The organism is Micromonospora sp. BL1 (assembly GCF_003667485.1).
GTDB classification, from domain to species: domain Bacteria; phylum Actinomycetota; class Actinomycetes; order Mycobacteriales; family Micromonosporaceae; genus Micromonospora; species Micromonospora tulbaghiae.
Genome location: NZ_RCVK01000332.1, coordinates 1 through 15595 on the forward strand (window position 1 = coordinate 1; position 15595 = coordinate 15595).

At 74.6% G+C, this 15595-nt stretch carries 17 protein-coding genes; 7 read left to right on the forward strand and 10 right to left on the reverse strand.

The genetic code is table 11. The features are described 5' to 3' along the window. Positions 1-382 (forward strand): hypothetical protein (locus tag EAD96_RS25130; protein ID WP_121686016.1); only part of this gene is annotated, 382 nt, incomplete at its 5' end. 9 nt (positions 383-391) lie between these two features. Here EAD96_RS25130 and EAD96_RS31670 read toward each other — a convergent pair. Both EAD96_RS31670 and EAD96_RS25135 read right to left on the reverse strand, forming a co-directional pair. Then, the gene (locus tag EAD96_RS31670) at positions 392-838 is read right to left on the reverse strand and encodes a hypothetical protein (RefSeq protein ID WP_233586167.1); all 447 of its coding nucleotides are present in this window, start codon (positions 836-838) and stop codon (positions 392-394) included. Next, positions 817-1800: a serine/threonine-protein kinase gene (locus EAD96_RS25135; protein WP_233586168.1), complete on the reverse strand. Its 984-nt coding sequence runs from the start codon at positions 1798-1800 to the stop codon at positions 817-819. The genes EAD96_RS31670 and EAD96_RS25135 overlap by 22 nt, the downstream gene beginning before the upstream one ends. 83 nt (positions 1801-1883) lie before the next feature. Here EAD96_RS25135 and EAD96_RS25140 point away from each other — a divergent pair, with 83 nt between their 5' ends. After that, positions 1884-2486 carry a hypothetical protein gene (locus EAD96_RS25140; protein WP_121686007.1) on the forward strand — a complete coding sequence of 201 codons (603 nt, stop codon included), beginning with the start codon at positions 1884-1886 and terminating at the stop codon, positions 2484-2486. 46 nt (positions 2487-2532) lie between these two features. Here EAD96_RS25140 and EAD96_RS25145 read toward each other — a convergent pair whose 3' ends face one another. Then, positions 2533-3093, reverse strand: coding sequence for a GNAT family N-acetyltransferase (locus EAD96_RS25145; protein ID WP_121686008.1), 561 nt, complete (start codon positions 3091-3093; stop codon positions 2533-2535). Positions 3094-3180: 87 nt separating this feature from the next. Between EAD96_RS25145 and EAD96_RS25150 the strand changes: the two genes are divergently transcribed. From EAD96_RS25150 to EAD96_RS25165, 4 genes are all read left to right on the forward strand, one after another. Then, a complete protein-coding gene (locus tag EAD96_RS25150; protein WP_121686009.1) occupies positions 3181-4470 on the forward strand; it encodes a sensor histidine kinase in 1290 nt (429 codons plus the stop codon). Next, the gene (locus tag EAD96_RS25155) at positions 4467-5144 is read left to right on the forward strand and encodes a response regulator transcription factor (protein ID WP_120570563.1); all 678 of its coding nucleotides are present in this window, start codon (positions 4467-4469) and stop codon (positions 5142-5144) included. Before EAD96_RS25150 ends, EAD96_RS25155 begins: the two co-directional genes overlap by 4 nt. Positions 5145-5225: 81 nt before the next feature. Beyond that, positions 5226-6119: an ABC transporter ATP-binding protein gene (locus EAD96_RS25160; RefSeq protein ID WP_121686010.1), complete on the forward strand. Its 894-nt coding sequence runs from the start codon at positions 5226-5228 to the stop codon at positions 6117-6119. Further along, positions 6116-7177 carry an ABC transporter permease gene (locus tag EAD96_RS25165; protein WP_121686011.1) on the forward strand — a complete coding sequence of 354 codons (1062 nt, stop codon included), beginning with the start codon at positions 6116-6118 and terminating at the stop codon, positions 7175-7177. Before EAD96_RS25160 ends, EAD96_RS25165 begins: the two co-directional genes overlap by 4 nt. Before the next feature lie 68 nt (positions 7178-7245). Here the strand turns inward: EAD96_RS25165 and EAD96_RS25170 are convergent, their stop codons facing one another. The 7 genes from EAD96_RS25170 to pgsA form a co-directional block, all read right to left on the reverse strand. Beyond that, positions 7246-7995, reverse strand: a complete 750-nt coding sequence (locus EAD96_RS25170; RefSeq protein WP_043324998.1) for a YebC/PmpR family DNA-binding transcriptional regulator — start codon at positions 7993-7995, stop codon at positions 7246-7248. A gap of 230 nt (positions 7996-8225) precedes the next feature. Beyond that, complete coding sequence (gene pdxT / locus EAD96_RS25175; RefSeq protein WP_121686012.1) at positions 8226-8831, reverse strand: pyridoxal 5'-phosphate synthase glutaminase subunit PdxT; 606 nt, start codon at positions 8829-8831, stop codon at positions 8226-8228. 7 nt (positions 8832-8838) lie between these two features. Beyond that, positions 8839-9750 (reverse strand): pyridoxal 5'-phosphate synthase lyase subunit PdxS, encoded by a 912-nt coding sequence (gene pdxS / locus EAD96_RS25180; protein WP_121686013.1) that lies wholly within the window; start codon positions 9748-9750, stop codon positions 8839-8841. A 128-nt stretch (positions 9751-9878) separates the two neighbouring features. Further along, complete coding sequence (locus EAD96_RS25185; protein ID WP_120570569.1) at positions 9879-10382, reverse strand: hypothetical protein; 504 nt, start codon at positions 10380-10382, stop codon at positions 9879-9881. 83 nt (positions 10383-10465) lie between these two features. Then, the gene (locus tag EAD96_RS25190; RefSeq protein WP_121686014.1) at positions 10466-11626 is read right to left on the reverse strand and encodes a glycosyltransferase family 4 protein; all 1161 of its coding nucleotides are present in this window, start codon (positions 11624-11626) and stop codon (positions 10466-10468) included. An 8-nt stretch (positions 11627-11634) separates the two neighbouring features. After that, on the reverse strand, positions 11635-12567 hold the full coding sequence (locus EAD96_RS25195; RefSeq protein WP_120570571.1) for a phosphatidylinositol mannoside acyltransferase: 933 nt from the start codon (positions 12565-12567) through the stop codon (positions 11635-11637). After that, the gene (gene pgsA, locus EAD96_RS25200; protein ID WP_120570572.1) at positions 12564-13184 is read right to left on the reverse strand and encodes a phosphatidylinositol phosphate synthase; all 621 of its coding nucleotides are present in this window, start codon (positions 13182-13184) and stop codon (positions 12564-12566) included. Before pgsA ends, EAD96_RS25195 begins: the two co-directional genes overlap by 4 nt. Before the next feature lie 252 nt (positions 13185-13436). Between pgsA and EAD96_RS25205 the strand changes: the two genes are divergently transcribed. Further along, complete coding sequence (locus EAD96_RS25205) at positions 13437-15593, forward strand: elongation factor G-like protein EF-G2 (protein WP_121686015.1); 2157 nt, start codon at positions 13437-13439, stop codon at positions 15591-15593. The last annotated feature ends 2 nt before the right edge of the window (positions 15594-15595 follow it).

Below are 15595 nucleotides of genomic sequence, written 5' to 3' on the forward strand. Positions count from 1 at the left end.
GAGCACCCCGGTCCCGGCACCGTCGAGGGCCGCGCCGGCGAGCCCGGGTACGCGGTCACGACCGCCGGTCGTGCCCCCGGCCACCCGGCCCGCCCCGTCGGTACGCACCACGGCCCCGCCCGCGTGCTTCGGCCCGGTCCGCTACGACCTGGTGCTCGCCGAGACCGAGCTGGCGCTGCTGAAGTCCCTCTGCTTCGCCGCCGGCGGGATCCTGCGCATCATAGGGATCGGGCCGGGTGAGGTCACAGTGGACCGGGAGGGCCTGGTCTCGCGCAGCTACGAGGCCGGTGTGGTGGACATCCGGTTCGTGCGCACCGGCACGGTGGTGGTCACCGTCCCGCAGGACGGCCGCGCGTACCCGATCACCGTGGTGGTGGTCTGACCGCGCCGCCTACCCGGCCCGCACCCCGGCGAGCACGCGGTCGACGAAGTCCGCGCCCACGTCCGGCGGCGGCACGAGCTGGACGTAGAGCAGACCGGCCCGGCCGGTGGCCGGCGCGGCCGCCTCGACGATCACCGGGCGGCCGGTGGGGCAGGTGTACGTGACGACCGTCCACTCCACGCCCCCCGGCCGGCTGCGACGTGGCGCAGCCGCGGCACAGTCCCCGTGGGCCCGTCCGGCGAGGAAGGCCGCCGGACCGGCCCGGCCCTCCGCACCGGTGGAGAGGCCGACGAACGCGCCGGGCAGCGCCGGGTCGGCCGCCCAGCCCTCCGGGTCCGGGGAGATCACCAGCGCCGGTTCGAGGTCGCCGTCGTCGCCGTACCGTCCCGCCCAGCCGGTCCCCTCGGCCCGCCAGCCGGCCGGCAGGACCACTGTCAGCGGCCCGCTGCGGCCCACCGCACCGGCCGGGGCGGGGCGGACCGCGTCCGCCGCACACGTGGCGGCGACGGCGAGCGCCACGCGACCGCCGCCACGGCGGAAACCAGGCGTGGCCGGGATGCGCGCCGCGCGTCGTCACCCGTGGGCACGCCTGCCACCGCGCGCCGCAGCGCCTGCCGGAACGCGTCCGCGTCCGGGTAGCGGTCGGCGGGGCGCACGGCGGTGGCGGTCCGCAGCACCGTGTCCACGGCGGCCGGGACCCCGGCACGCAGCCGCGAGCCGGCCGTCCGGCCGTCGGCCGCACCGCCCGGCGGACGTTCCCGGCCGAGCAGCCGCAGCCCGAGGCGGCCCAGCCCGAACACGTCGGCGCGGGTGTCGACCACGGCGAGCGGATCGTCCTGCTCGGGCGCCATGTAGCCGGGCGTGCCGGCCCGCGCGGTCAGCCCGGAGGCGGAGGCGAGCGCCTTGGCCAGCCCGAGGTCGGCGACGAGCACCCGGTCGCCGCCGGGCGCCGAGTGGAACAGGACGTTGCTCGGCGTGAGGTCACGGTGCACCACCCGGTGCCGGTGCAGCACCGCCACTCCCGCAGCGATCTCGTCGAGCACCGTCAGCGCCCGTCCCACCGGCAGCGGACCGCGGGCCAGCCGGTCCCGCAGGCTGCCGCCGTCCGCCCAGGCCAGCACGGCGTACGGGCGGCCGTCGGGCAACTCCCCCACGGCGTGCACCCGGACCAGGCGGTCGTCGTCCAGCCGCCGCAGCAGCCGCGCCTCGTCGAGGAACCGTTCCCGCACCCGCAGGTCGTGGCTCCAGTTCTCGGCCAGGACCTTGACCGCCACCCGGTCGGCCAGGGCCGGGTCGTACGCGAGCCAGACCGTGGCGAAGGACCCCGTCCCGAGCAGACGCTCCACCCGGTACGCCCCGATCCGCGCCGGCGTGATCATCCGCATCACCTCCGGGACCGCCACCACGGCCGCCGTCACGTCGACGGTAGACGATCCACCGAACCGAACCGGGCCGGCCGGAGACCAACTGGACAGGAGAACCCGACCGAAGGAGATCCGCCATGAACCGTCTCCCGTCCACCATCCTCGCCGGTCTGCTGGCGCTGGCCGGGACCGTCCCGGTCACCGCCGGCGCGCCGGCCGCCGCCGCCGCGCCCGCGCACCCGGCGACCGCGTGCCACGGCGACGGCACGCCGGCCCGCGTCCGGTCGACCATCGCGGAGAACGAGGTGCTCAGCGTCCGTGGCGCCGGGCCGTACCGGATCGGCGTCCGGCTGGACCGGCTCGTCGCGGCCGGGCTGATCGACTGGACCGCGCCGGGCTGTCCCGGAATCGTGCACGCCGGCGTCACCGGCTCCTGGGCCGGGGCGATCATGCTGACCTTCCGGGACGGCCGGCTCGTCTCGGTGGGCACGGCCACCGCCCCGCCGCGCTCCCCGGCCGGCGGGTCGGTCGGGATGTCCTTCGCCGAGCTGGAGCGCATCTACGGGCCGCGCGGCAGCATGATCCGCAACGACGCGGGTGACGCCGAGGCGTACCTGGTCCGGTTCGGGTCGCGGGTCGAGCTGTTCAGCGACCACCCGATCCGGCCCGGGGTCGGCTTCTACTCCGCCGGTCTGGCGTCGTACGTCGAGCGGTCGTTCCGGCAGGGCTGCTGCTGCTGAGGGTTGGCGGGCCCGGCCGTCGCGCCGGGCCCGCCTCCGCCGTCGCTCAGGCCGCCGCCCGCCACTCGCGGGCCAGCAGCGCGTAGACCACCTCGTCGGTCCACTCCCCCTTGACGAACTCGTTCTCCCGCAGGTGCGCCTCCCGGCGCATGCCCAGCCGCTCCAGCACCCGGGCCGAGGCGGTGTTGCGGGCGTCCAGCCGGCCGACGATCCGGTGCAGCCCCAGCCCTTCGAATCCGACGCGCAGCATCTCCCGGGCCGCCTCGGTGACGTACCCCCGGCCGGTGTGCGCCGGGTGCGCCACGTACCCGATCTCGCCCTGCCGGTGCTCCCCGCTGGTCCAGCTCAGCAGCACGTCGCCGACGAACTCGCCGGTGTCCGCCAGCGTCACCGCCAGGTTGAGCACGTCGCCGGGAGCGCGCAGCGCGGTCCGCCGGACCAGCCGGTCGATCGCCGCGCGGGCGGCGGCGTCGTCGTACGGCTCGTGGTAGAGGAACCGGGTGACCTCCGGGCGGCCCCGGTAGTCCCGGAGCACCGCCAGGTCACCGGCGGTGAAGGCGCGCAGCAGCAGCCGCTCGGTGCGTATCGGCAGATCGGGTACGAACACCCCGGCAGGCTACGTCGCGGCTGTCGTCCGGCCCACCCGATTACGCCCCGGGCACCACGGCGGCCCGGCCGGTGGCATGGTCTTACGGTGAGCACCGCACCCACCACCGCTTGGCGCCGGCCGGCTCCCACGGCCGCGCAGTACCGCGCCGACCTCTGGGTCGGGCTCGCGGTCACCGTGCTGGCCCTGTTCGAGCTGACCCTGGCGTACAGCACCGGGGCCTTCCTGCTCGGGCCGCCGCCGAGCGTGGCCGAGCAGGTCTGGTGGACCGTCGCGGTGACCGCCCCGCTGGCCGTGCGGCGGCGGTGGCCCGCCACCGTCGCGGTGATCGTCGCCGTCGCCTTCGTCGCCGGGCAGGCGCGGGCGGTCCCGCTGGCGCAGCTGCCGTCGGGCGCGCTGTTCGCCGCCCTGTTCACGCTCGGCGCGTGGGGCACCGACCGGCGGCTGGCCGGACGGCTGCGGGCGGGGATCATCGTGGCGATGTTCGCCTGGCTCTGGCTGTCCCTCGCGCTGCGGGCCGACCAGATCTCCGCTGCCTCCTTCGCCGACGCCGCCGGCCCGGTGCCGCCGGTGCTCGCCGCCGTGGTCAACGGCGTGCTCTACAACGTGCTGTTCTTCGGGTTCGCCTACTACTCGGGGCAGACCGCCTGGGTGGCCGCGCGCCGCCGGCACGAACTGCGGGAGCAGGCCGAGCAACTGCGCCGCTCGCAGGTCGAGGCGCGCGAGCGCGCGGTGATGGGCGAGCGGGTCCGCATCGCCCGCGAGCTGCACGACGTGGTCGCCCACCACGTGTCGGTGATGGGCGTGCAGGCCGCCGCGTGCCGGCGCGTGTTCGACCGGGACCGGGACAAGGCGCGGACCGCCCTGGCCGCGATCGAGGAGACGGCCCGCACGTCGGTCGACGAGCTGCGCCGGATGCTCGGCGTGCTGCGCGATCCGGACGCCGCGGCCGGCGCGGCCGCCGCCCCGGAGGACACCGCCGGCATCGACCAGGTCGCCGCGCTCGTCGACCGGGCCCGGGACACCGGGCTGCGGGCCGAACTCGGGGTGTACGGGGAACCGGCGCCGCTGCCCCGCTCGGTGTCGCAGGCGGCGTACCGGATCGTGCAGGAGGCGGTGACGAACGTGGTCAAGCACGCCCACGCCACCACGCTGGACGTGCGGATCCGCTATCTGGCGAGGGAACTGGAGATCGACGTGAGCGACGACGGACAGGGCGGCGTACCGGCGGCCGGGGCCGGGCTGGGCCTGATCGGCATGCGGGAGCGGGTCGCCGCGCACGGCGGTGAGGTGGAGGCCGGGCCGCGTCCCGGCGGCGGGTTCCGGGTCCGGGCCCGCATGCCGCTGCCGGTCGAGGCGGCCGGGCGGGCCGCGTGAGCGCGCCGGTGCGGGTGCTGCTCGTCGACGACCAGCACCTGGTCCGGACCGGGTTCCGGGTGATCCTCGAAGTCGAGGACGACATCGAGGTGGTCGGCGAGGCCGCCGACGGGCAGCGCGCCGTGTCGATGGCGTCCGCGCTGCGGCCGGACGTGGTGCTGATGGACGTGGAGATGCCGGTCCTCGACGGGCTGGAGGCCACCCGCCGGATCACCGGCGACGCGACGCCGGGCGGCCCGGCGGTGCTCATCCTCACCACGTTCGACAGGGACGACTACCTGTTCGCCGCGCTGCGCGCCGGGGCGAGCGGCTTCCTGCTCAAGAACGGCACGCCGGAGGATCTGATCGAGGCGGTCCGGGTGGTGGCGCGCGGCGAGGGACTCATCGCGCCGGCGCTCACCCGGCGGGTGATCTCCACGTTCGCCCGGCCCGGCGCGGCGCCGCCGGACCCCCGCCACGACGCGGCGACGGCGGATCTGACCCCGCGTGAGCGGGAGGTGCTGGAGCTGGTCGCGAGCGGTGCGAGCAACGCCGAGATCGCGGACGCCCTGCGCGTCGGCGAGGCGACGGTGAAGACCCACGTCAGCCGCGTGCTGGCCAAGCTCGGGCTGCGCGACCGGGTGCAGGCGGTGGTGTTCGCGTACGAGCACGGGGTGGTGCGACCCGGCGGATGACGCCCGTCCGCCGTGCGACGGACCCCGTGATCGCTCCGTGGTGGGACGACGGGGGTGAGGACCGGCCGTAGCGTCGGGAACATGACCAGCGTGCTCCGCCTCGACGGCGTCGACCGCAGCTTCGGCGGCCGTCAGGTGCTCAAAGACGTCTCCTTCGACGTGACCGCCGGGCGCATGACCGGATTCGTCGGCGGCAACGGCGCCGGCAAGACCACCACCATGCGAATCATCCTCGGCGTGCTCGCCCCGGACGCGGGCCAGGTGACGTGGCGGGGGCAGCCGCTCAGCCGCGAGGCCCGGGCCCGGTTCGGCTACATGCCCGAGGAACGCGGCCTCTACCCGAAGATGACGCCCCGCGAGCAGGTGGTCCACCTCGGCCGCCTGTACGGGCTGGACGCCGCCGGGGCACGCCGGCGTACCGACGCGCTGCTGGAGCGGGTCGGACTCGGCGAGCGGGCCGACGACCTGCTGGAGACGCTGTCGCTCGGCAACCAGCAGCGCGCGCAGATCGCCGCCGCGCTTGTGCACGACCCGGAGGTGCTGATCCTGGACGAGCCGTTCTCCGGGCTCGATCCGCTCGCCGTCGACATGGTGGTCGCCGTGCTGCGGGAACGCGCCGCCGCCGGCGCGCCGGTGTTGTTCTCCAGCCACCAGCTCGACGTGGTGGAGCGGCTCTGCGACGACCTGGTGCTCATCGCGGGCGGCACGATCCGGGCCGCCGGCGCCCGCGAGGAGCTGCGCGCCGCGTACACGCTGCCCCGGTTCTCGCTCGTGGTCGACGGCGACGCCGGCTGGCTGCGGGACCAGCCCGGCGTGCGGCTGGTCGACCTCGACGGCGCGCGCGCCGTGTTCGAGGTGGACCCGCCCGCCGACGACCAGTCGGTGCTGCGCGCGGCGCTGGCCCGCGGTTCGGTGCGCGCCTTCGGCCCGGTCACCCCGTCCCTCGCCGAGATCTTCCGAGAGGTCAACCAGTGAACACGTTCCAGGCTGCCCGGCTGGTCGCCGCCCGCGAGGTCAAGGTCAAGGTCCGCGACAAGACGTTCCTCTACAGCACGCTGATCTTCCTGCTGCTCGCCGTCGTCGCCACAGTGGTGCCGGCGATGCTGAGCAGCGGCCCGTCCACAGTGGCGGTGACCGCCGCCGGCGCCGCACCGCTGCGCGCGGCCGGGCTGGACGTCGTGCTGGTCGCCGACGACGGTGCCGCCGAGCAGGCGGTACGCGACGGCGACGCGGACGCCGCGGTGGTGACCGGTCCGGTCGTGGTCGCCGACGAGCGGGCCCCGGACGACGTGGTCTCCGCGCTCAGCGCGGCACCGCAGGTGAAGCTGCTGGACCCGGACGCGGTGGACCCGCTCGTCGCCTACCTGGTGCCGTTCGCGTTCGCGTTCGTCTTCTTCTTCATGTCGCAGACGTTCGGGTTGCAGATCGCGCAGAGCGTCACCGAGGAGAAGCAGACCCGGATCGTGGAGATCCTGGTCGCCGCCGTGCCGGCCCGGGCGCTGCTGGCCGGCAAGATCCTCGCCGCGGGCGCGCTGGCGCTGGGGCAGATCACCCTGATCGCGGCCGCCGCGCTGATCGGGATGCGCCTGACCGGCGGCGGTGACCTGCTGGGCCTGATCGCGCCGGCGGTCGGCTGGTTCGTGCCGTTCTTCCTGTGCGGCTTCCTGCTGCTCGCGGCGATGTGGGCGGCCGCCGGGGCGCTGGTGAACCGGCAGGAGGACATCGCCGGGGCGTCCACGCCGGTGCAGCTCGCGGTGATGGCGCCGTTCTTCGCCGTGGTGTTCCTCAACGACAACGCCGCCGCGATGCGGATCCTGTCGTACCTGCCGATCTCCTCGCCCACCGCGATGCCGGTGCGGCTGTTCACCGGCGACGCGGCGACGTGGGAGCCGTTCGTGTCGCTGGCGCTGCTGCTGCTCGCGGCGGCCGGGTTCCTGCTGGCCGGGGCGCGCGTCTACGAGGGCTCGCTGCTGCGCACCAACGGGCGGACCTCGGTGCGGGCGGCGTGGCGGCAGCGCGAGCCGATCGGCTGACCGGGCGATACGCCGAGCGCCGGCCACCCCGTAGCGGGGTGCCGGCGCTCGGCGCGTTCGGGCCGGGGTCAGCCGACGGCGGCCATCACCTCGTCGGAGACGTCGAAGTTGGCGTAGACGTTCTGCACGTCGTCGCAGTCCTCCAGGACGTCGATCAGCTTGAAGATCTTGCGCGCGCCCTCCTCGTCCAGCGGCACGTTCACGCTGGGGATGAGGGAGGACTCGGCCGATTCGTACTCGATGCCGGCGTCCTGCAGCGCGGTGCGGACCGCGATCAGGTCACCCGGCTCGGAGACCACCTCGTACGCCTCACCGAGGTCGTTGACCTCCTCGGCGCCGGCGTCGAGCACCGCCATCATCACGTCGTCCTCGGTCGTGCCGCCCTTGGGGACGATCACCACGCCCTTGCGGGAGAACATGTACGACACCGAGCCCGCGTCGGCCAGCGAGCCGCCGTTGCGGGTCAGCGCGGTACGCACCTCGGTGGCGGCACGGTTGCGGTTGTCGGTGAGGCACTCGATCAGCATCGCCACGCCGTTCGGGCCGTAACCCTCGTACATGATCGTCTGCCAGTCGGCGCCGCCGGCCTCCAGGCCGGAGCCGCGCTTGACCGCGCGGTCGATGTTGTCGTTCGGGACCGAGTTCTTCTTCGCCTTCTGGATGGCGTCGTAGAGAGTCGGGTTGCCGGCCGGGTCGCCGCCGCCGGTACGGGCCGCCACCTCGACGTTCTTGATCAGCTTGGCGAACATCTTGCCGCGCTTGGCGTCGATGACCGCCTTCTTGTGCTTGGTCGTCGCCCACTTTGAGTGGCCGGACATCTGTTACCTCCGTTGCTACCCGCCGTCTGCATCGACCGCACCGCACACGCCCCGCTCCCAAGGCGGCGCACGTCGAGGTGCCGTGATCTTCGCTGGGAGCCGCGGCGGGCTGATGGCCCTGCCGAATCTCCGCAATCCTACCGGCGGGAGCCGGGGCACTGTCACGCGCCGCACGGCAGCGGCCCGTCCCGGCCCACCCGAACCGGCACAACCGGGGACGGACCGGCCGCTCAGGAAGCGGCCCGGACCAGCTCCACGAAGTGGCGGTGCAGCCGCAGGTCGCCGGTCAGCTCGGGGTGGAACGACGTGGCCAGCAGGTTGCCCTGCCGCACCGCGACGATCCGGTCCGCGGCCGGACCCTCGGTCACCCGGCCGAGCACCTCCACGTCCGGGCCGACGCGCTCCACCCAGGGCGCCCTGATGAACACCGCGTGGAACGGGCCGCCGTCGACGCCGCTGAGCGCCACCGGCGCCTCGAACGAGTCGACCTGGCGGCCGAACGCGTTGCGCCGCACCGTCATGTCGACGCCGGCGAAACCGCGCTGGTCGGGGCGGCCGTCCAGCACCTCGGCCGCCAGCATGATCAGGCCGGCGCAGGAGCCGTAGACCGGCATGCCGGCGGCGATCCGCTTGTCGATCGGCTCGCGCATCTCGAAGATGTCCACCAGCTTGCTGATCGTGGTCGACTCGCCGCCGGGCACCACCAGGCCGTCGACCGCGTCCAGCTCGCCCGGCCGCCGCACCGGCCGGGCGTCCGCGCCCGCACCGGCCAGCGCGGCGACGTGCTCGCGTACGTCGCCCTGGAGGGCGAGCACGCCGATCACGGGTCCCGTCACGCCCGGCTCACCAGCCGCGCTCGGCGAGCCGGTGCGGCTGGGGGATCTCGTCGACGTTGATGCCGACCATCGCCTCGCCGAGGCCGCGGGAGACCTTGGCGAGCACGTCCGGGTCGTCGTGGAACGTGGTCGCCTTGACGATCGCGGCGGCCCGCTGGGCCGGGTTGCCGGACTTGAAGATGCCCGAGCCGACGAAGACGCCCTCGGCGCCGAGCTGCATCATCATGGCCGCGTCCGCAGGGGTCGCGATGCCGCCGGCGGTGAACAGCACGACCGGCAGCTTGCCCTGCTCGGCGACCTCCTTGACCAGCTCGTACGGGGCCTGGAGCTCCTTGGCCGCGACGTACAGCTCGTCGTCGGGCAGCGACTGGAGGCGGCGGATCTCCTGCCGGATCTTGCGCATGTGCGTGGTCGCGTTGGAGACGTCCCCGGTGCCCGCCTCGCCCTTCGAGCGGATCATCGCGGCGCCCTCGGTGATCCGGCGCAACGCCTCGCCCAGGTTCGTCGCCCCGCACACGAACGGCACGGTGAACGCCCACTTGTCGATGTGGTTGGCGTAGTCGGCCGGGGTCAGCACCTCGGACTCGTCGACGTAGTCGACGCCGAGCGCCTGGAGGATCTGCGCCTCGACGAAGTGGCCGATGCGGGCCTTGGCCATCACCGGGATCGAGACGGCCGCGATGATGCCGTCGATCATGTCCGGGTCGCTCATCCGGGACACGCCGCCCTGCGCGCGGATGTCGGCCGGTACGCGCTCCAGGGCCATCACGGCGACAGCGCCGGCGTCCTCGGCGATCTTCGCCTGCTCGGGGGTGACCACGTCCATGATCACACCGCCCTTGAGCATCTCGGCCATGCCGCGCTTGACGCGGGCGGTGCCGACGGCGGTGGCGGTGGTCGGGGCTGCGGATTCAGACACGGGACATCGCTCCTCGGCGTGCTCGGGAGGTGACTGCGCAGGAATGCTACGACCGGCGCGACGCCGATCCGAGCGCCAATCGAACCCCCGGTGGCCTGCCGTGTGGCCCCCGTCACGGCCGGTGGCGATCAGCCGGTGGTCACGTCCGCGTGCGAGGCCAGCGTGGGATCGTCGATGTCGAAGTAGCGCGGCCACTCCCGGCCGCGCCCCATCCGGAACAGCCGTACCACCGGACGCCCCCGCGCCGAGCGGGCGTCCCGGACCAGGTCGGTGTGCACCTGCCGGGCCAGCGCCAGCCGCCGGCTGGCCGCGATCACCGCCGCGCACGCCGGGTCGTCCGGGTCCAGCCGCACCCCGCGCAACTGCCGGGTCAGGTCGTTCTCGGCCGCCTCGCGCTCCTCCGGAGCGGCGTCCAGCGCGATCCGGGCGGCGGCGTACAGCTCCACGCCGTACCGCTGCTCGGCCAGGACCGCGGCGGCGGCCGCGCGGCGCAGCAGGTGCGCGTCGAGCGCGCGGGCCGCCGAGTCCGCGCGGACCTGCAGCCGCTGCACGCGGCCGGAGGTCCAGATCAGGTACGCCGAGAGCAGCCCGAGCACCGCGACCGCGCCCACCACCCACCACATGCCCGGCATCGTAGTGCTGCTCCTCATCCCGGCCGGCCGGCGCGGTGCACCGGTCGACGCGCTCGTCACAGCGGCCGCAGCGGCCACAGCGGTCAGCCCAGACCCGCCCACTCCTGGTCCATGACCCGGCCGTCGGTGGCCTCGATCGCGGCTGCGTATACCTCCAGAACGCGGCGGGCAACCACGGGCCAGTCGAAATTCGCCACCACCTGGTCGCCGCAGGCGGTGAGCCCGGCGCGGCGGCCGTCGTCGTCGAGCAGTTCGGACAGCGCGGCGCCCAGTGCCACTGCGTCGCCGGTCGGGAACAGCCGTCCGGCCCGCCCGCCGTCGAGCACCCGGCGGAACGCGTCCAGGTCGCTTGCGACCACCGTGGTGCCGGCGGCGAGCGCCTCGGTGAGGATCATCCCGAAGGACTCCCCTCCGGTGTTCGGTGCGACGTAGAGGTGCACGCTGCGCAGCATGCGTGCCTTGTCCGCCTCGGAGACCAGGCCGAGGAACGTGACCCGGTCACGCAGGCCGGCCGGGAACCGCCCGTACAGCTCGTCGGCGTCGCCCGGCCCGGCGACCAGCAGGCGCAGCCCGGGCCGGTGCGCCGCCAGCGCGACGAACGCGTCCCGCAGGATCGGGAAGCCCTTGCGCGGCTCGGTGAAACGGCCCAGGAACCCCAGCGTGCCGCCGGTGCCCGGGGCGCACTCCCCCGGCCAGCCCGGCAGCGGCGGCACCCCGGCGAACTTCGCCACCGCCACCCCGTTCGGGATCTCCACCGCGCCGCCGTCCATGTGCTCGACCTGCACCTTGCGGGCCAGCGCGCTGACCGCGATCCGGGCGGTGATCCGCTCCAGCACGATCTGGAGCACGCCCTGCGCGGCCGACATCACCCGGGAGCGGGTCATCGCGGTGTGGAAGGTCGCCACCACCGGGCCGCGGGCGCAGAGCACAGCCAGCATCGACAGGCTCGGCGTCAGCGGCTCGTGCACGTGCAGCACGTCGAAGTCGCCGCGGGTGATCCAGCGCCGCACCCGGGCGACGGAGACCGGGCCGAACGCGATCCGGGCCACCGAACCGTTGTACGGCAGCGGCACCGCCCGGCCCGCCGACACCACGTACGGCGGCAGCGCCGAGTCCTCGTCGGCGGGCGCCAGGACGCTCACCTCGTGGCCGAGCCCGAGCAGCGCCTCGGCCAGGTCCATGACGTGGTTCTGCACGCCGCCCGGCACGTCGAACGAGTACGGGCACACGATGCCGATACGCACTGCGCCCCCTAGACCGTCCCGGTGGTGGCCGGTGGCTGCGCCGACGTGGGCGTACCGTCCCGGCCCTGGTCCAGCCACATCCGCTGCAACATGTGCCAGTCTTGCGGATGCCGGGCGATGCCCGCCGCCAGACCGTCGGCAATCCGCTGCGTCACCGTGCGCACCCGCGCGTCGAGCGGCGCGCTGTCCGGGTCCGGCAGCGGCAGCGGGCCCTCGATCGAGGCGCACGCCGCGTCCGGTTCGTACCACATCGAGGCCACGTACAGCGGGGCGCCGGTACGGATCGCCAGCAGCGCGGGACCGGCCGGCATCCGGGTCCGGCCGCCGAAGAAGTCCACCTCCACGCCCCGCGCGGACAGGTCCCGGTCGGCGAGCAGGGGCACCACGTGACCGGCGCGCAGCCGGTCCACCAGCACGTCGAACGCGGGACGCGGGCCGCCGGTGTTGGGCAGGATCTCCATGCCCAGCCCTTCCCGGAACCCGACGAACCGCTCGTAGACGCCGTCCGGCAGCCGCTCCGCCACCGTGGTCATCGGCCAGCCGGTGGCCGCCACCCAGGCGCCCGCGGCGTCCCAGTTGCCGGCGTGCGGCAGCGCCACCACGGCGCCCCGCCCGGCCGCCACGTCGGCGGCGAGCAGTTCCTGCCCGTCGAGGCGGAACCCGGCGAGGATGTCCGTGCGGCTGAGGCCGGGCAGCCGGAACGCCTCCATCCAGTAGCGGGCGTACGAGCGCAGCCCGTCGCGCACCAGCGCGTCCAGTTCCGCGTCCGGCATCTCCGGGCCGACCACCCGGCGCAGGTTGGCGCGCAGCCGGCGCGTACCCCCGCCGTCCTTGCGGTGGGCGCGGTCGGCGCCCATCCGGAAGGCCGCCGCCGCGACGGGCCGGGGCAGCGCCCGGACCAGGCGCCAGCCCGCGACGAAGCCAGCCTCGGTCAGGTTCACTCGGCGCCGACCCGCTGGGCCTGGCGGTACACGTGGGCCATCCGCTGACCCACCGTGAAGATCGAGACGGCGGCGAGCAGCCAGAGCGCGATCTCCAGCGCCGGATCGACGCCGACGCCGGTGAGCAGACCACCGACGCCGACGATGAGCAGCCGCTCGGTGCGCTCGGCGATGCCCACGTTGCAGGTCATCCCGAGGCCCTCGGCGCGGGCCTTGACGTAGGAGACCAGCCCGCCCGCGGCCAGGCAGATCAGCGCCGCCGCCACGCCCGAGTAGTCGTGCTCGGTGGCCAGCCAGTACGCGACCGCGCCGAACACCGCGCTGTCGGCGACCCGGTCCATGCTCGAGTCGAGGAACGCCCCGAACCGGGTGGACCCGCCGCTCATCCGCGCCATCGTGCCGTCGAGCAGGTCGGTGAGAGCGAAGACCGTGACGATCAGCGCGCCGGCGACCAGATGGCCGCGCGCGCCGAAGCCGAGCGCGCCGACGAGCACGCCGACGGTTCCGGTCACGGTGACCGCATTGGGGGACACGCCCGCACGCAGCAGCGCGCGGGCGATCGGCTCCACGACGCGGGTCATGCCCGCGCGGGCCGTCACTTGGAAGATCTTCGCCATGGCGGTCCCACGATAACGGCCCGCAACCGCCGGGGACACAGCCGGGCGTACGACCCGCCCGGCGGCCCTTGTGCGGGCACCCGTGCGGGTGTGAGATCGAGCCAGGAGGTGAGCCAGTTCACCGGATCACCGGTCCGCGTTCCCGTCCAGCAGGAGATCACCGGAAGATATCGCCGCGGCGCCCGTCCCGGGTCCGCTCCCCCGTCGCCCGCGGCGGTCGCCACCACCACCGGTTGAGGGAGGTGCGCCGCGATGGCGCAGAAGAACGAGAAGGGTGTCACCGGCGGCGCGCCGGTGGTGACCGAGCCCGGCAGGGTTCGCAACGTGGTGCTCGTCGGGCACTCCGGCGCCGGCAAGACGACACTCGTCGAGGCGCTGCTGGCCGCCGGTGGCACGATCGGCCGGGCCGGCGCCGTCACCGAGGGCACCACCGTCTGCGACCACGACCCCGCCGCCGTACGCCAGCAGCGCTCGGTGAGCCTGGCCTGCGCCCCGCTGATGCACCGCGACGTCAAGGTCAACCTGCTGGACACCCCGGGGTACGGCGACTTCGTCGGCGAGCTGCGCGCCGGTCTGCGGGCCGCCGACGCGGCGCTGTTCGTGGTCTCCGCCGTCGACGGGATGGACGCCGCCACCGCCGCCCTCTGGGAGGAGTGCGCCGCCGTCGACATGCCCCGGGCGGTCGCCGTCTCCCGGCTGGACCACCCGCGCGCCGACTTCGACGAGGCGGTGGCGCTGTGCCAGCGCGTCTTCGGCGACAACGTGCTCCCGCTCTACCTGCCCATGCTCGGCGACGACGGCGAGTCGGTGGCCGGCCTGATGGGGCTGATCACCCGCCGGGTGTACGACTACTCCGACGGGCTGCCGGCGGCGGTGCGCGAGCCGGACCCGGAGCACCTGCCGGCCATCCAGGAGTCCCGCGACGAGCTGATCGAGGGGATCATCGCGGAGAGCGAGGACGAGACCCTGATGGACCGCTACCTCGGCGGTGAGGAGATCGACCCCGAGGTGCTGATCACCGACCTGGAGACGGCCGTCGCCCGCGGCCACTTCTACCCCGTGGTGCCGGTCTGCGCGGAGACCGGCGTCGGCCTGGACGCGCTGCTCGACGGCCTGGTCGCGGCGTTCCCGTCGCCGCTGGAGCACGACCTGCCCGCGGTGACCGGCGTGGACGGCTCGCCCCGCCCGCCGCTGACCTGCGACCCGGACGGCCCGCTCGTCGCCGAGGTGGTCAAGACGACAGTCGACCGGCACGTCGGGCGGGTCTCGCTGGTCCGCGTCTTCTCCGGCACGCTCCGCCCCGACCAGGTGATCCACGTGTCCGGCCACGGCATGGCCGAGCGCGGCCACCCGGACCACGACGCCGACGAGCGGGTCGGCCACGTCTACAGTCCGCTCGGCGCGACGCTGCGCGAGGTGCCCGCCTGCGTCGCCGGTGACCTGTGCGCGATCACCAAGTCCGGCAGCGCCGAGACCGGCGACACCATCTCGGCCAAGGACGACCCGCTGCTCATCGCGCCCTGGGAGATGCCGGAGCCGCTGCTGCCGGTGGCGATCGTGGCGCGCAGCCGGGCCGACGAGGACGCGCTGGCCCGCAACCTGTCCCGGCTGGTCGCCGGCGACCCGACGCTGCGGCTCGAACGCAACGCGGAGACCCACCAGCTGGTGCTCTGGTGCATGGGCGAGGCGCACGCCGACGTGGTGCTCGACCGGCTGCGCGGCGGCGGCGTCGAGCTGGACACCGAGCCGGTCCGGGTGCCGCTGCGCGAGACGTTCACCGCCGCCGCGCGCGGGCACGGCCGGCACGTCAAGCAGTCCGGCGGCCACGGCCAGTACGCGGTCTGCGACATCGAGGTGGAGCCGCTGCCCCGGGGCGCCGGCTTCGAGTTCGTCGACCGGGTGGTCGGCGGCGCGGTCCCGCACAACTACATCCCGTCGGTGGAGAAGGGCGTCCGGGCGCAGATGGAACGCGGCCTGGTCGCCGGCTACCCGGTGGTGGACCTGCGGGTGACGCTCGTCGACGGAAAGGCGCACAGCGTCGACTCCTCCGACGCGGCGTTCCAGACCGCCGGCGCGCTGGCGCTGCGCGACGCCGCCGAGAAGGGCCAGCCGGCGCTGCTGGAACCGGTCGACGAGATCACCGTACGGGTGCCCGACGCGTCGGTCGGCGCGGTGATGGGCGACCTGTCCGGGCGGCGCGGCCGGGTGCTCGGCACCGAGCCGGACCCGGACGCCGAGGGCCGCACGCTGGTCCGCGCCGAGGTGCCCGCGACTGAGTTGCTGCGGTACGCCGTCGAGCTGCGCTCGATGACGGCCGGCACCGGCACGTTCCGGCGCGAGTTCGCCCGCCACGAGCCCATGCCGACCCACTTGGCCGACCAGGCCCGCAAGGAGTCCACAACCCGCTGACC

Excerpts from the sequence above, each read along its gene's own strand:
- EAD96_RS25140 (WP_121686007.1), top strand. The coding sequence starts at position 1,884 with ATGAACCGTCTCCCGTCCACCATCCTCGCCGGTCTGCTGGCGCTGGCC.
- EAD96_RS25160 (WP_121686010.1), top strand. The coding sequence starts at position 5,226 with ATGACCAGCGTGCTCCGCCTCGACGGCGTCGACCGCAGCTTCGGCGGC.
- EAD96_RS25170 (WP_043324998.1), bottom strand. The coding sequence starts at position 7,995 with ATGTCCGGCCACTCAAAGTGGGCGACGACCAAGCACAAGAAGGCGGTC.
- EAD96_RS25185 (WP_120570569.1), bottom strand. The coding sequence starts at position 10,382 with ATGCCGGGCATGTGGTGGGTGGTGGGCGCGGTCGCGGTGCTCGGGCTG.
- pgsA (WP_120570572.1), bottom strand. The coding sequence starts at position 13,184 with ATGGCGAAGATCTTCCAAGTGACGGCCCGCGCGGGCATGACCCGCGTC.
- EAD96_RS25205 (WP_121686015.1), top strand. The coding sequence starts at position 13,437 with ATGGCGCAGAAGAACGAGAAGGGTGTCACCGGCGGCGCGCCGGTGGTG.